The sequence below is a fragment of the Micromonospora sp. A3M-1-15 genome (assembly GCF_024213425.1).
Classification (GTDB): domain Bacteria; phylum Actinomycetota; class Actinomycetes; order Mycobacteriales; family Micromonosporaceae; genus Micromonospora; species Micromonospora chersina.
On record NZ_JANAVK010000001.1, the window covers coordinates 1,716,604 to 1,731,515 of the forward strand.

At 73.0% G+C, this 14,912-nt stretch carries 14 protein-coding genes; 3 read left to right on the forward strand and 11 right to left on the reverse strand.

Features of this window, described 5'->3' with window-relative positions:
- A partial coding sequence (locus tag NLX85_RS07910) for a nitrate- and nitrite sensing domain-containing protein (RefSeq protein WP_254332847.1) occupies positions 1-2,641 on the reverse strand: 2,641 nt, incomplete at its 3' end.
- Positions 2,642-2,983: 342 nt separating this feature from the next.
- Between NLX85_RS07910 and NLX85_RS07915 the strand changes: the two genes are divergently transcribed.
- The gene (locus NLX85_RS07915) at positions 2,984-3,439 is read left to right on the forward strand and encodes an ATP-binding protein (protein ID WP_254332848.1); all 456 of its coding nucleotides are present in this window, start codon (positions 2,984-2,986) and stop codon (positions 3,437-3,439) included.
- On the opposite strand, the gene NLX85_RS07920 is transcribed toward NLX85_RS07915, so the two are convergent.
- Genes NLX85_RS07920 through NLX85_RS07935 form a run of 4 tightly spaced genes read right to left on the reverse strand, consistent with a single transcriptional unit; the run spans position 3,440 to position 6,161 of the window.
- Positions 3,440-4,513: an adenosine deaminase gene (locus tag NLX85_RS07920; protein ID WP_254332850.1), complete on the reverse strand. Its 1,074-nt coding sequence runs from the start codon at positions 4,511-4,513 to the stop codon at positions 3,440-3,442. It lies immediately after the preceding gene.
- 51 nt (positions 4,514-4,564) lie between these two features.
- Entirely contained in the window at positions 4,565-4,978 is a 414-nt protein-coding gene (locus NLX85_RS07925; protein ID WP_254332852.1) for a PPOX class F420-dependent oxidoreductase, read from the reverse strand.
- Positions 4,975-5,544: an NADPH-dependent FMN reductase gene (locus NLX85_RS07930; protein ID WP_254332854.1), complete on the reverse strand. Its 570-nt coding sequence runs from the start codon at positions 5,542-5,544 to the stop codon at positions 4,975-4,977. The genes NLX85_RS07925 and NLX85_RS07930 overlap by 4 nt, the downstream gene beginning before the upstream one ends.
- Positions 5,532-6,161: a YitT family protein gene (locus tag NLX85_RS07935; RefSeq protein ID WP_254332856.1), complete on the reverse strand. Its 630-nt coding sequence runs from the start codon at positions 6,159-6,161 to the stop codon at positions 5,532-5,534. The genes NLX85_RS07930 and NLX85_RS07935 overlap by 13 nt, the downstream gene beginning before the upstream one ends.
- 57 nt (positions 6,162-6,218) lie before the next feature.
- Between NLX85_RS07935 and NLX85_RS07940 the strand changes: the two genes are divergently transcribed.
- Positions 6,219-6,695, forward strand: coding sequence for a MarR family winged helix-turn-helix transcriptional regulator (locus NLX85_RS07940; RefSeq protein WP_254332858.1), 477 nt, complete (start codon positions 6,219-6,221; stop codon positions 6,693-6,695).
- Between the two features lies 1 nt (position 6,696).
- Positions 6,697-7,608 (forward strand): putative RNA methyltransferase, encoded by a 912-nt coding sequence (locus NLX85_RS07945; RefSeq protein ID WP_254332859.1) that lies wholly within the window; start codon positions 6,697-6,699, stop codon positions 7,606-7,608.
- Positions 7,609-7,618: 10 nt separating this feature from the next.
- On the opposite strand, the gene NLX85_RS07950 is transcribed toward NLX85_RS07945, so the two are convergent.
- From NLX85_RS07950 to NLX85_RS07975, 6 genes are all read right to left on the reverse strand, one after another.
- Positions 7,619-8,299 (reverse strand): DUF4272 domain-containing protein, encoded by a 681-nt coding sequence (locus tag NLX85_RS07950; RefSeq protein WP_254332861.1) that lies wholly within the window; start codon positions 8,297-8,299, stop codon positions 7,619-7,621.
- Between the two features lie 101 nt (positions 8,300-8,400).
- Positions 8,401-9,681 carry a thymidine phosphorylase gene (locus tag NLX85_RS07955; RefSeq protein WP_254332863.1) on the reverse strand — a complete coding sequence of 427 codons (1,281 nt, stop codon included), beginning with the start codon at positions 9,679-9,681 and terminating at the stop codon, positions 8,401-8,403.
- Positions 9,682-9,722: 41 nt separating this feature from the next.
- Positions 9,723-10,442 carry a cytidine deaminase gene (locus NLX85_RS07960; protein ID WP_254332865.1) on the reverse strand — a complete coding sequence of 240 codons (720 nt, stop codon included), beginning with the start codon at positions 10,440-10,442 and terminating at the stop codon, positions 9,723-9,725.
- A gap of 92 nt (positions 10,443-10,534) precedes the next feature.
- Positions 10,535-11,815, reverse strand: coding sequence for an ABC transporter permease (locus NLX85_RS07965; protein WP_254332867.1), 1,281 nt, complete (start codon positions 11,813-11,815; stop codon positions 10,535-10,537).
- A 2-nt stretch (positions 11,816-11,817) separates the two neighbouring features.
- Positions 11,818-13,176: an ABC transporter permease gene (locus tag NLX85_RS07970; RefSeq protein ID WP_254332874.1), complete on the reverse strand. Its 1,359-nt coding sequence runs from the start codon at positions 13,174-13,176 to the stop codon at positions 11,818-11,820.
- A complete protein-coding gene (locus NLX85_RS07975; protein WP_254333702.1) occupies positions 13,173-14,726 on the reverse strand; it encodes an ABC transporter ATP-binding protein in 1,554 nt (517 codons plus the stop codon). Before NLX85_RS07975 ends, NLX85_RS07970 begins: the two co-directional genes overlap by 4 nt.
- Positions 14,727-14,912 lie beyond the last annotated feature (186 nt).

Genomic DNA, 14,912 nt, shown 5'->3' on the forward strand with positions numbered 1-14,912 from the left:
AGACGGGGTAACCGGAGGCCGGCGCCCCGGAGACGGGGTAACCGGAAGCCGGCGCCCCCGACACGGGGTAACCGGAGGCCGGCGAGCCGGACACGGGGTAACCGGAGGCCGGCGAGCCGGACACGGGGTAACCGGAGACCGGGTGGCCGGAGACCGGCACACCGGAGACCGGCGGCAGCGGCGGCGCCGACAGCGGCGGGACCGGCGGAGCGGAGACCGGCGGCGGGTTGTACGGCCGGGCCTCCGGGCTGCTCGGCAGTTGCCGCGGGATGGCCGGCTGCTGACCGGTGGAGGCCGGGTCGGCCTCGGCCGGGTTGCGCCGCTGGGGCAGCGGGTCGATCTGCTGGCCGTTCGAGCTGCGCGGGGCGAAGCCGTCACCACCGGAGAGGGGGCCGGCGCCGGTCAGGTCGGACCAGGCCGGCATCGAGCGGCCGGCGCCGGCGTTGGCCGGGGTGCCGGAGCCGTTGCGCGGCGCCGGGTCGAAGGACCGCCCGCCCAGGGTGACCTGGTTGCCGGAGGCACCGGGGTGCGGAGCCGGCGGCGGGGTGTGCGGACCGTTGCCGAGCGCGGCCAGGGCGCCGAACGCCGGGGCGGGGCCGCCCTGCTGCGGGCCGGTGGCGGCCGGGAGGGCCGGCGCCGGCTGGCCGCGGCCGGAGAGGGCGCGCGGCACCAGGACCGAGGTGGGCAGCGTGACGTCGGCGACCGTGCCCCGGTCGCCGCCCGGCCGCAGCTCGACCTTGACGCCGTGCCGGGAGGCCAGCCGGGCGACCACGACGAGGCCCATCATCCGGGACACCGCCACGTCCACCTGCGGCGGCGTGGCCAGCCGCTCGTTCAGCTCGCGGAGCTGCTCGTGGCTGATGCCGATGCCCCGGTCCTCCACGTAGAGGGAGGCGCGGTCACCCACCCGCCGGGCCTCCACCATGACGTGCGAGTCCGGCGGGGAGAAGGCGGTGGCGTTGTCGAACAGCTCGGCGACCAGGTGCACGAGGTCGTTGACCGCGTGCGCGGCGACCTCGATGTCCCGGTCGATCACGCCGAACTCGATCCGGGTGTAGTGCTCGACCTCGGACTGGGCGGCGCGGAGTACGTCGATGAGGGCCGCCGGCTCGCGCTGCACGCGGGTGGAGTCCGCGCCGGCGAGGACCAGCAGGTTCTCGTCGTTGCGGCGCATCCGGGTGGCCAGGTGGTCGAGCTGGAACAGCTCGGCCAGCCGGTCCGGGTCCTCCTCGCCGCGCTCCAGCCGGTCGAGGTGGCCGATCAGCCGGTCGACCAGGATCTGCGACCGGCGGGCCAGGTTGACGAACATGGTCGCGACGGACGCCCGCAGGGCGGCCTGCTCGGCCGCGGTACGGACGGCCTCCAGGTGGACGGCGTTGAACGCCTCGGTCACCTGGCCGAACTCGTCCTTGCTGCGCACCGGCAGCGGCTCGGCGATCTGGTTGGCCAGCTGCACCGGGGAGAGCTGCCCGGTGACCTGCGGGTCGCGCAGCCGGGCCACCGCCTGCGGCAGGCCGTACTGGGCCACCGAGAGCGCGCCCTGACGCAGGTCGCGCAGCGAGCGGGCCATCGAGCGGGCCACCAGGTAGGCGAAGAGGATCGCCAGCAGCAGCATGCTGAGCAGCAGGCCGGTCTCCAGGAACACCTGGCGCTGGGTGTCGGACCGCAGCTCGTCGGCGTGGCGGACCACGGCGCCGTCCAGCCGCGTCTCCACGGTGCGCATCAGCTTCGCGTTGGCCACCATGGCCCCGTCCCACTGGTCCCGCGTGAAGGGCGGCTTCTTCATGTCGCCGGAGATGTTGCCCCGGACGAAGCTGGTGTAGTTGTCGGCCTCGCGCCTGTCGGGGCCGGAGACGGTCTGGTCGAAGTACTCCGAGTCGGCCTGGTTGGCGACCGCCTTGAAGCTCTCCAGCGCCTGCTCCCCGCCGGTCTCGCTTTTGGTGAACTGCTGGCGCAGGTTCTGGGTGAGGGTCCCCTGGGTGAGCGCCTCGTGGACGACCACCCGGCGCTGGGCCAGGTATTCCTTCTGCCGGGCGACCGCGGCCGCCGCGCGCATGCGGTCGCTCAGGTCGTTGTCGCCGGCGAGCTGGATGGCCGAGTCACGGATCGCCAGCAGGTCGTTGATCAGTGCGTCGTAGCTCTTCCGCGCCTCGTCGCCCTTGAACTTGCCGTTCAGGACCTGGCTGCGGGTGCCCGGCAGGTCGGCGAGACCGTCGTCGACGTCCTTCAGCCTGGCCTCGAAGCTGCGGGGCAGGTCCGCGATCGCGCGCCGCTGGTCGGAGTAGGGGCCCTTCGCCTGGTCCACCCGCTGGTTGGCCCTGTTGTAGGCCTCCTGGTACTGCGCCCGCGGCTGATCCCCTACCGCGCCGAGGAACAGCACCGAGGCCACCCGCTCGTCCTGCAGCCGGTCCGCCAGGTCGCCCGAGTAGGCGACCATGTTCGCCAGGTCGCCGGCCCGGTTGGCGTTGTTGAGCGTCTCCAGGTGGTCGACCAGACCGCTGGTGCCCACCACGACTGTGGCGATCGTCGGCACGATCATGATCAGGCCGAGCTTGGACCAGATCGGCATGTCGCGGAGCCGGCTGGCCGGCCGGCGCAGACGCGACAGGAAGGAGCCCGCCGTCGTTGGCCGTTTGCTCACGTCACCGCCCTCGCATTACCGCGTCCGGCGTGCCCTGTGGGCAACGCCGAGCGACCGACCCGGCGGGTCGGACCTCCGAGATTCCATCACGCCGCCCCGCAAAGAGAAAGCCCAGGTTGTCCCTCGCCGGAGGTGTGATGAGATGTTGATGCAATTTGATAGCAATCCGTCTGGCCGGAGTCACTCAAGGTAATGGAACACCCTCACCGCGTCGTCCTGCTCGCCGGGCCCTCCGGCTCCGGAAAGTCATACATTGCCCAACGAACCGGACTTCCCGTCCTCTGCCTGGACGACTTCTACAAGGACGGCGATGACCCTACGTTGCCGCGTCGGAACGGAGCGGTGGACTGGGAGTCCCCGCTGTCCTGGGACGCGGACACGGCGGTGGAAACAATCGCCCGACTGGCCCGGCACGGCAAGGCCGAAGTGCCGGTTTATGCGATCGGCGCGGACCGGCGGGTGGCCACCCGGCCATTCGACGTCGACGGATCGCCACTTTTCGTCGCCGAAGGGATCTTCGCCGCCGAGATCGTCGAGGAGTGCCGCCGCCGGGGCCTGCTCGCCGGGGCGTACGCGCTGCGCCGCCCCCGTGGCGCCACCTTCGTCCGCCGGCTCGCCCGCGACCTGGCCGAGCAGCGCAAGGCCCCGCGGGTGCTGATCCGGCGCGGGGTGACGCTGCTGCGCGCGGAGCCGGCGGTGCTGCGCCGGCAGACCGGGCTGGGCGCCGAGGCGGCCCGGGCCGGGCAGGTGCTGCGCCGGGTGGCCGCCCTGCTCGCCGGCCACCCGCGGCAGCCGTGATCAGCCGATCAGCTTGGCGTACGCCGGCTTGATCACCTCGTCGATGATCTTCAGCCGCTCGTCGAACGGGATGAAGGCGCTCTTCATCGCGTTGATGGTGAACCACTGGAGTTCCTTCCAGCCGTAGCCGAAGGCGTCCACCAGCAGGGCCATCTCCCGGGACATCGAGGTGCCGCTCATCAGCCGGTTGTCGGTGTTCACCGTCACCCGGAAGCGCAGGTCGCGCAGCAGCCCGATCGGGTGGTCGGCGATCGACGCGGCGGCCCCGGTCTGCACGTTCGAGGAGGGGCACAGCTCCAGCGGGATGCGCTTGTCCCGGACGTACGCGGCCAGCCGGCCCAGCGCCGGCGGGTTCCCGGGCGTGATGTCGTCGACGATCCGGACGCCGTGCCCCAGCCGGTCCGCGCCGCACCACTGGATCGCCTGCCAGATCGACGGCAGCCCGAACGCCTCGCCGGCGTGGATGGTGAAGTGGAAGTTCTCCCGCTGGAGGTACTCGAAGGCGTCCAGGTGCCGGGTGGGCGGGAAGCCCGCCTCCGCGCCGGCGATGTCGAAGCCGACCACCCCGGTGTCGCGGTGCCGCACGGCCAGCTCGGCGATCTCCTGCGACCGGGCCGCGTGCCGCATCGCGGTGAGCAGCGTGCCGACCCGGATGGGGGTGCCGGCCTCGGCGGCCAGGGCGCTGCCCTCCCGGAAGCCGGTGACCACCGCGTCGACAACCTCGTCCAGGGTCAGGTTCCGCTCCAGGTGCTGCTCGGGAGCAAACCGGACCTCGGCGTAGACCACCCCGTCGGCGGCCAGGTCGAGCGCGCACTCGCGGGCCACCCGGCGCAGCGCGGGCCCGGTCTGCATGACCGCCACGGTGTGCGCGAAGGTCTCCAGGTAGCGCTCCAGCGAACCGGAGTTGGCCGCCTCGGCGAACCAGCGGCCCAGCGCCTCGGGATCGGTGGTGGGCAGCTCGTGGCCCGCCTCGGCGGCCAGCTCGACGATCGTCGCGGGCCGCAGACCGCCGTCGAGGTGGTCGTGCAGCAGCGCCTTCGGGACCTTGACGATGTCCTCGTACGAGATTGCCATGCACCGACCCTAGTCACCGGCGGCCGGGGCGCGGCACCGGACCGGGGCGGCTCACGGCCGCCAGCCGTACACCCGCTCGACCGTGAGGCGGAGCACCAGCCGGCCGTCGGCCACCATGGCCGCCCGGTAGTCCGCCCAGTCCGGGTGCTCGCCCCGGATCCGCCGGTAGACCTCGACCAACTCCTCGACCGTGGCGTCGTCGGCCGCCGCGGCCGGCGGGGTGAGGTCCACCCGACCCTCGGCCACCGCGTACGCCCCGCCGTCGGGGGTGCTGACGTGGAAGCTGGCCCGTGGATCGCGCCGCAGGTTGCGCACCTTCGCCCGGTCCCCCGTGGTGGAGCAGCGGATCAGCCCCGGCTCGGCCAGGTAGTCGACGTTGGAGAGCTGCGGCCGCCCGTCCCGGCGCAGGGTCACCAGCACCCCGCGGCCCCGCTCGCCGAACAGCTCCCACAGCCGGGCGGTCAAGCCGGCACCCGCAGCGGCGCGAGCGCGACGGCCAGCCGGGCCAGCTGGTCGAGCATCTGGTCCGCGGCCGCCTCCCGGCCCGGATCCGGTCGCAGCTCACCGGCCTCGTCCAGCGCCTGCCGCAGAAAGACGGCCACCGCCTCGTTGACCGGCATCATGTTCAACGTGGTCACCACCTGCTTGATCATCTGGACCGCCCGCAGGCCGCCGGAGCTCATGCCGTAGCTCACGAAGCCCACGGGCTTGTGCCGCCACTCGTGGTAGAGGTAGTCGATCGCGTTCTTCAGCGGCGCGCTGAAGCCGTAGTTGTACTCCGGCATCACCAGCACGAAGGCGTCGGCGGCGGCGGTGGTCTCGCTCCACGACCGGGTGTGCTCGTGCAGGTAGATGCCCTCGGAGGGGTGGTGCGGCTCGTCGTGGAACGGCAGCCCGACCTCGGCGAGGTCGACCAGGCGCACCTCGTCGAAGGCGCCGTGGCGGACGGCGGCGGCGGTGAACCAGTCACCGATCCGCCTGCCCACCCGGCCGGGTCGGGTGCTGGCGACGATCACGTTCAGGCGGGGCATGGCGGGGTCACTCCTGTCGTGGTGGGCCGGCCCGGGGCGGGCACGGCGAGTCGGGGGATGAGGAACTGGGCGAGCGGCCCGATGGAGAGCGCGTACAGCAGGGTGCCGGGACCGACCGTCCCACCGAGCAGCCAGCCGACGGCGAGCACCGCCAGCTCGATCCCGGTGCGGACCCGGCCGACGGGCAGGCCGCGCGCGGCGAGGCCGGTCATCAGGCCGTCACGGGGCCCGGGCCCAAGACGGGCGCCGAGGTAGAGGCCGGTGGCGACCCCGTTGAGCAGGATGCCGAGGAGCAGCAGGCCGATCCGGGTGGGAAGCGCGGACGGCTGCGGCAGCACCGCCAGCACCGCGTCGAGCGCCAGGCCGACCAGCGCGACGTTGGCCACCGTCCCCACGCCCGGCCGCTGACGCAGCGGGAACCAGAGCAGCAGGACCAGCAGCGCCACGCCGTTGACGATCCACCCGAGCGGCAGACCGGTCCGGGTGGCGAGGCCCTGGTGCAGCACGTCCCAGGAGGACAGGCCGAGATCCGCCCGGACCATCAGCGCCACGCTGGCGCCGAAGAGGGCCAGGCCGGTGAGGAGCCGCACCAGCCGTGCCGGCAATGTGGTTGACATGTCATCGACCGTAGGGTGGGTTTGATGACATGTCAACAAGTAAGTTAGGCTCGGCACATGGACGCACCACCCTGGCTGGACGCGCGGGAGGCCCGCGCCTGGCGCGGGTACCGCCGGATGCGGCGCCTGCTCGACCTGGAGCTGGCCCGGGATCTGATGCAGGACGCCGGCCTCTCCGAGCCGGACTACGACGTCCTCTCCGACCTCTCCGAGACGCCCGACCAGCGGCTGCGACTCAGCGAGTTGGCCGACCGGATGCTCTGGTCCCGCAGCAGGCTGTCCCACCACCTGGCCCGGATGCAGCAGCGCGGCCTGGTCACCCGGGAGGAGCACCCCTCGGACGGCCGCGGCTCCATCGTGGTCTTGACGCCGGCCGGCCGGGCCGCCATCGAGGCCGCCGCCCCGGGCCACGTCGCCGCGGTCCGCCGGCACCTCATCGATCTGCTGACTCCGGAGGAGATCGACGCGCTGGGCGCGCTGACCCAGCGGGTGGTCGACCGACTGTCCGGCCGCCCGACCGCGCCGGAGGGCTGACGTGGACCACCGCATCCTGGCCCGGCTGCGCTGCCCGGTCTGCGCCGAGCCGCTGGCGGAGACCACCGCCGGCACCGCACGAGCGCTGCGCTGCCCGCGCCGGCACAGCTTCGACGTCGCCCGCCAGGGGTACGTCAACCTGCTCGCCGGCCGCGCCCCGCACACCGGGGACAGCGCCGAGATGGTCGCCGCCCGCGCCGACTTCCTGGCCGCCGGCCACTACGACCCGGTGGCCGCCGCGCTCGCCGCCGCCACGGTCCGGGCGCTCGACCGGGTACGCGCCGTCGGCCCGCCGGCCCGCTTCGCCCCCACCGACGTGCGGTCGGCCGACGCCGGCCCGTACCCCCTGGTGGTGGACGCCGGGGCCGGCACCGGCTGGTACCTCGCGGCGGTGCTGGCGGCGCTGCCGGACGCGGTCGGCCTGGCCCTCGACGTCGCCAAGCCGGCACTGCGCCGGGCGGCCCGGGCCCACCCGCGCGCCGCCGCCGCGCTGGCCGACACCTGGCAGCGGCTGCCGCTGGCCGACCGGTCCGCGGCCGTGCTGCTGAATGTCTTCGCGCCGCGCAACGGCGCCGAGTTCCACCGGGTGCTCGACCCGGCGGGCGCGCTGCTGGTGGTCACACCGGCCGGCGATCATCTCGCCGAACTGGTCGACGCGCTCGACCTGCTCCGGGTGGACCCGGCCAAGGCCGACCGGGTCGCCGGCAGCCTCAGCGGGCAGTTCACCGAGGAGTCGGCCGCCGAGCACCGGGCCCGGCTGGAGCTGAGCCGCACCGAGGTGGCCACCCTGGTCGGGATGGGGCCCAGCGCCTGGCACGCCGACCCGGCCCGGCTCGCCGAGCGGATCGCCGCGCTGCCCGAGCCGGTGCCTGTCACCCTTGCCGTCCGGCTCACCGTGCACCGGCCGCGCTGACCACCGCCGCTCAGGTGGACAGGTCGACCTCTTCCCAGCCCGGCGGCTCGTCGTGGTACGGCCCGCGCAGCACCACGGCCCACTCCAGCGCCCACCGGCGCTGCCCGATGGCGTTCGCGTCCACCAGCCCGGGCAGCGCCAGCCCGGCCTCCTCCGACTCCAGGTACGCCCAGTCCAGGCAGTAGTGCAGGTCGAGCAGGGCGGCCGCGTCCGCGGGGTGCTGCGGTGCGGCCAGGATCCGGGCCCGCCACTGGCCGAAGGTCTCCCCCGCCACCAGGTTCGGCATCCGCTCGACCAGCCGCTCGTCCACCGGCACCGTCGGGTCCAGTTCCTTGGCCAGCCCGAGCACCCAGGCCAGCGAGAACAGCGCGTCGTGGTGCAGCACGAACGACCGGTGGTCGCCCTTGCCGCCCATCACGAACTGCCACTCCGGCGGGGTCACCATCTCGACCAGGTGCGAATCCAGCAGCCAGCTCATCGCCGCCTGCGCGGGCATCCCGAAGCAGCGGGCCAGGATCACGTGCAGCACCGCGATGCGGGCCTCGACCTCCGGGGTGGGACGCAGCTCGATCTCGTCCCCCGGCTCCCAGACCAGCGGGAACTGCGGGGGCGGCAGCGGGAGGCCCAGCCGCGACAGCTCGTCGAGGCTCGCCTCACGGACGGCCCGGGGGTCGGGGGCGGGTACGCGCACGGCTCAGGTCCCTGTCTGCTCGCAACGGCTCATCGCCGGTCGGTCCCCCCTGGCCTGCGAGGATAGCGGCTCGGTGGGCACCGCACCATGACCGGAAAAGATCAGCCGATCCGCTCGATCACCAGCGGCGTCGCGGCGGGGGCGTCCGGCGCGATACGCACCGCCCGCTCCGCCTCGGCCAGCGCGGCCGGGATCCGCTCGGCGTGCTCCGCGCGCAGCTCGTACAGGGGCTCGCCGACGCGTACCCGGTCGCCGGGGCGCTTGTGCAGCACCACGCCGGCCGGGACGCTCACCGGGTCCTCCTTGCGGGCCCGGCCGGCGCCCAGCCGCCAGGCGGCCACGCCCATGGCGTACGCGTCGATCCCGGCGACGTAGCCGTCGTCGGTGGCGGTGACCACCTCGACCTCGCGGGCCGTGGGCATCGGGGCGTCCGGGTCGCCGCCCTGCGCCCGGATCATCGCGCGCCAGGCGTCCATGGCCCGGCCGTCCCGCAGCGCCGCCTCGGGGTCGGCGTCGGGCAGGCCGGCCGCGGCCAGCATCTCCCGGGCCAGCGCCAGGGTCAGCTCCACCACGTCGGCCGGGCCGCCGCCGGCCAGCACCTCGACCGACTCGGCCACCTCGACCGCGTTGCCGATGGCCAGGCCGAGCGGGGTCGACATGTCGGTGAGCAGGGCGACCGTCCGCACCCCGTGCGCGCCGCCCAGCTCCACCATGGTCCGGGCCAGCTCGCGGGCGTCGTCGACGTTCTTCATGAAGGCGCCGGAGCCGACCTTCACGTCGAGCACCAGCGCCCCGGTCCCCTCGGCGATCTTCTTGCTCATGATCGAGCTGGCGATCAGCGGGATGGCCTCGACGGTGCCGGTGACGTCGCGAAGCGCGTACAGCTTGCGGTCGGCCGGGGCCAGCCCGTCGCCGGCCGCGCAGATCACCGCGCCGACGTCGCGGAGCTGGGCGATGAACTCCTCGTTGGTCAGCGCGGCCCGCCAGCCGGGGATCGACTCCAACTTGTCCAGGGTGCCGCCGGTGTGGCCGAGGCCCCGGCCGCTGAGCTGCGGCACGGCCGCGCCACAGGCGGCGACCAGCGGGGTCAGCGGCAGGGTGATCTTGTCGCCGACGCCGCCGGTGGAGTGCTTGTCCACGGTCGGCCGGGCCACCGGCGACAGGTCCAGGCGCTCGCCGCTGGCGATCATGGCGGCGGTCCACCGGGCGATCTCCGGCCCGGTCATGCCGCGCAGCAGGATCGCCATGGCCAGCGCCGACATCTGCTCGTCGGCGACCAGGCCCTTGGTGTACGCGTCGACGACCCAGTCGATCTGGCCGTCGCTCAGCACGCCACCGTCGCGCTTGGCCCGGATGACGTCAACCGCCGTGAATGCACTCATCAGATGATCTTTCCTCGTTGTTCAGGAACCGGTCCGGCAGCTCAGGCAGGGGACCAGCGGACCGGGATCTCCAGGGGCGGCTCGCCCTCGCCGGCCCAGAAGATGGTGCCCGACGCGTCCACCACGACGACGCGCGGCGTCCGGGCCAGCCCCCAGGTGATCGCCTCGGCCGGGTCGTCCCAGGTCGGGCCCTCCTCCAGCACGCCGGTCTCGGCGCCCTCGGTGTCCCCGGCCGACCGCTCCCAGTACGCCGTCCAGACCTGCTGACCGGCGGAGAGGTCGGGGTGCACGAAGACCGAGCCCCGGCCCCGCCAGGCGGCCAGCCGCTCCGGCACCACGGGCACCGGCGTCTCGCCGGTCACCGCCTCCAGGTCCTCCACGCCGAACGCGTGCGGCAGCAGCTCGGCCATCCGCAGCGGCCGGCCCTTCGTCTCGATCAGGCACTCCGGGCCACCGTTCTCCCACAGCAGCTGCCGGCACCGGCCGCACGGCATCAGCGGCTCGCCCGTGGCGTCGACGCAGGACAGCGCCACGATCCGGCCGCCGCCGGTGGCGTGCAGCGAGGACACCACGCCGCACTCGGCGCAGAGGACCACGCCGTACGCGGCGTTCTCCACGTTGCAGCCGACCACCACCCGGCCGTCGTCGACCAGAGCGGCCGCCCCGACGGGGAACTTCGAGTAGGGCGCGTACGCGTGCCGCATGACCTCGGTGGCGGCGGCCCGCAGCCGCTCCCAGTCGATCTCCATCACGACTCCCATTCTGCCCAATTCACGCCGATCGGTCGCGGTGGCGGCCGGAGACGACGGTGCCCGGCGGGTCTTCCCCGCCGGGCACGGTGTGTCGCGGGCGGTCAGCCCTTGATGTACGGCTTGCCGTCGGCGGCCGGCGCCCGGACCCTGCCGACCAGCCCGGCCACCGCCAGGATCGTCGCCAGGTAGGGCAGCATCGCGAGGAACTGGCTCGGGATGCTGCTGCCGATCGCGCCCAGGTAGGTGGCGAGCTGGTCGGCGAAGCCGAAGAAGAGCGCCGCGAGCAGCGCTCCGGTCGGGCTCCACCGGCCGAAGATCAACGCGGCCAGGGCGATGAAGCCCTTACCGCCGATCATGTTCTTGGTGAACGAGTACAGCGCCAGGGTGTACGAGGCCCCACCCACGCCGGCCACCAGCCCGGCCATGAGCACGTTGCGGTAGCGCAGCAGCAGCACCTTCACGCCGAGCGTGTCCGCGGCCGTGGGGTGCTCACCCACCGACCGGGTCCGCAGGCCCCACCGGGTACGGAACAGCGCGATGTGGATGACCAGCACCAGCAGCAGCCCGACGTAGAGGAAGATGTTGCCCCGGAACAGCGCCGGACCCAGCAGCGGGATGTCCTTGAGCAGCGGGATCTCCCAGTTGCTGAACCGCGGCGCGCTGTTGTACTTCGTCGCGTCGGTCTGCATCAGCCGCTCGTAGAGGAAGCCGGTGACGCCGACCGCCAGCAGGTTGAGCACGATGCCCATGACCACCTGGTCGACCAGGTAGCGGATGGCGAAGACGGCCAGCAGCAGGGAGATCAGCGCACCGCCGATGGCGGCGGCGACCAGGCCCACCCAGACACTGCCTGAGATGCTGCCGAACAGCGCGCCGGAGAAGGCGCCCATCAGCAACTGGCCCTCGATCGCCACGTTCACCACGCCGGACCGCTCGCAGAGCACGCCGGCCAGCGCGCCGAAGATCAGCGGCAGGGCCAGGATGAACGTGCCCCGGATGACGTTGACCAGCGGCATGAAGTTGCGGCCCTCGGGGGCGGCGGACACCTGCCAGCACAGGAAGCTCAGCACGAAGGCGACCAGCCCGACCCCGAGCACCAGGGTGAACCAGCGCTTCGGCACCCCGGCGAGCAGGGCGGCACCGGCCGCGGCGGCGATGATCCCGAAGAGGATCGCGCCGACCGTACCGTTGATCTCCAGGGCGGCGCCGCCCTCGGTCTCGCTGAGCGTGAAGCGGGCCTGCTGGTCGGTGGCGAGCGCACCGAACAGCACCGTGGCGAGCACGCCCAGCCCCAGCAGGACGGCCCCGGCCTTGCGGGCGCGCGTCCAGAAGCCCTCGTCGACCGCGGTAACGGCGACCTCGGGGACAGCGGTGGTGGACATGCTCACCAGCCCTTCGCGAGGCTCGTCTGCAGCCGGGCCGCGCGGGCCGCCCGGAGCTGGAAGATCGCCTTCACCATGGCCGGCGCGGCGATGAAGATGACGATGAGCGCCTGGAGCACGGTGACCAGCTCCAGCGAGATCCCGGAGTACGACTGCATCCGGTTGCCGCCGGCCTGGAGCGCGCCGAACAGCAGCGCGGCCAGCAGCACGCCCCACGGCTTCACCCGGCCGAGCAGGGCGACCAGGATGCCGTCGAAGCCGATCTGCGCGATCACCAGCGGGGTCAGGGCGTTCGCCGTCGAGCCGAGCACCATGTTCGACCCGCCGAGACCGGCCAGCAGACCCGAGATCACCATGACCAGCACGTACGTCTTCGTGACGCTGATGCCGGCGGTCCGGGCGGCGTCCGGGTTCTCGCCGACCGCGCGCAGCTCGAAGCCGAGCGTCGAGCGGTTCAGCAGCCAGGCGATGAACCAGGTGGCCAGCACCGCGACCAGGATGCCGGCGTGCACCCGCAGGTTGTCGCCGAGCAGCCGGGGCAGCTGGGCGGAGGAGTCGACCGGCTTGCTGATCGCGTCCGACCGGTTCGGGTTCTGCACCCCGCTCTGGATGATGATCCAGGACAGGAAGTAGACCGCCACGTAGTTGAGCATGATCGTGTTGATCACCTCGTGGGCGCCGGTGCGCGCCTTGAGGATGCCCGGGACGAAGCCCCAGAGCGCGCCGCCCAGCGCGCCGGCGATCAGCGCGACGAGCAGGTGCACGCCGGGCGGCAGCGGCAGCGCGAAGCCGGCCACGGCGGACAGGATGACGCCGATGGTCGCCTGGCCCTGGGCGCCGATGTTGAACAGGCCGCCGCGGAAGGCCAGCGCGACCGCCAGGCCGGTGAAGACCAGCGGCGCGGTGTAGGTGAGCGTCTCCGAGATCGGGCCCATCGCGGCCGTGAAGCCGACCGCGTCCGGGTCGAAGATCGCGCCCTTGAACAGGTTGGCGTACGCCTCGCTCACCACGGTCCAGCTGGCGTTGAGCGCGTCCGCCGGCCGGGCGGTGATGTAGCCGTAGGTGGCCAGCACCTCCGGGTCGGAGACGATGATCAGCACCGCGCCGACCAGCATGGCCAGCAGCACGGCGAGCACGGTCACGGTGACCGTGTTGGCCGCCCAGAGGTTGTCCAGGAAGAGCCGGCCCAGCGTGGGGCGGGGCCCCTCGGCCGCGGGCTGCTTCGTCGCGGTGGCGGGCACCGCCCGCTCGGTGTCGCCGGCGGGCGCGGACGGCGTCGCCCGGGCCTCGCTGCGCGCCTCCTGCGCCTCGGTCGCCGGCTCCTTGTCCGGGGAGCCCGACACCGGGTTCGGGTTGGTCATGCCTCGTCCTCGTTGCCAGGGCCGTCAGCGGTCGTGGTGGCGGTGTCCGGCGTGATGCCGGCCATCAGCAGGCCGATCTCCTCGCGCGGGGTGTCCGGGCCGACCACGCCGATGACGCGGCCGCGGTACATCACGGCGATCCGGTCGGCCAGGCCGATCACCTCGTCCAGTTCGCTGGAGACCACCATGACGGCGGTGCCGATGTCCCGCTCGCGGATGACCCGGCTGTGGATGAACTCGATCGAGCCGACGTCCACGCCCCGGGTGGGCTGGGCGGCGATGAACAGCTTCAGCGGCCGGGACAGCTCCCGGGCCACGATCACCTTCTGCTGGTTGCCGCCGGAGAGGGTGCCGACCGCCGCGTCCGCCGAGGAGGTGCGGATGTCGAACTGCTCGACCCGCTCCTTCGCCGACTTCGCGATGGCGTCCGGCTTGAGCGAGAGGCCCTTGCCGAAGGGCGGCCGGTCGTAGATGTCCAGCACCAGGTTCTCCGCGACGGAGAACTCCTTGACCAGGCCGTCGACGCTGCGGTCCTCCGGGACGTACCCGACGCCGGCGCGGAGCACCTTCTTGGTCGACCAGCCGTGCACGGCCTGGCCGTCCAGGGTGACCGTGCCGGCCAGCACCGGGCGCAGCCCCATGATCGCCTCGATCAGCTCGGTCTGCCCGTTGCCCTGCACGCCCGCGACGCCGAGCACCTCACCGGCGTGCACGGTCAGGTCGACGCCGTCGACCGCGCGTACCTGCCGGTCGTCGTCGACGACCAGGCCGGCGACCTCGAGGATCGGCTTGCCCGGCTGGGCCGGCTTCTTGTCCACGGTCAGCCGGACGCTGCGGCCCACCATGAGCGCGGCCAGCTCGTCGCGGCTGGCGCTCGGCTCGGCGGTGCCGACCGTCTTCCCGCGCCGGATCACCGTGATCCGGTCGGCGATCGCCTTGACCTCACCCAGCTTGTGGGTGATGAACACGATCGACTTGCCGGCCTCCTTGAGCGACCGCATGACCGTGAGCAGTTCCTCGGTCTCCTGCGGGGTCAGCACGGCGGTCGGCTCGTCGAGGATGAGCAGGTCGACGTCGCGGGTCAGGGCCTTGACGATCTCCACCCGCTGCTGGATGCCGACCGGCAGGTCCTCGATCACCGCGTCCGGGTCGACCCGGAGGTTGTACCGCTCGGAGACCTCGGCGACCTCGCGGCGGGCCCGCCGGCGGTCGAGGAAACCGGTGAAGCCCCCCTTGACCTGTTCGGCGCCCAGCATCACGTTCTCGGCCACGGTGAATACCGGCACCAGCATGAAGTGCTGGTGCACCATGCCGATCCCGGCGGCGATCGCGTCGGACGGGCCCTTCAGCTTCAGCGGCTTGCCGTCGACCAGGATCTCGCCCTCGTCGGGCTGGTAGAGCCCGTAGAGCACGTTCATCAGGGTCGACTTGCCGGCGCCGTTCTCGCCGAGCAGGGCGTGGATCTCTCCAGGCTCCACCGTCAGGTCGATGTGGTCGTTGGCGACCAGATCACCGAACCGCTTGGTGATGCCGCGCAGTTCGAGTCTCAGCGCAACCTCCTGGAGTGCGAGCGATGGTGCAGCGTAGCGGCTACGCGCCGGCCACCGCGCCGGGTGGGGGTCAGTGGGGGATCAAGGTGACCGGCCGCCCCGACGTCGCGCGGGTCTTCCCCGCGTGCGCCGAGGCGGCCGGTCGTCAAACCTGGTGCCCGCCGGCCCCCGCTGCCGATGATCTCA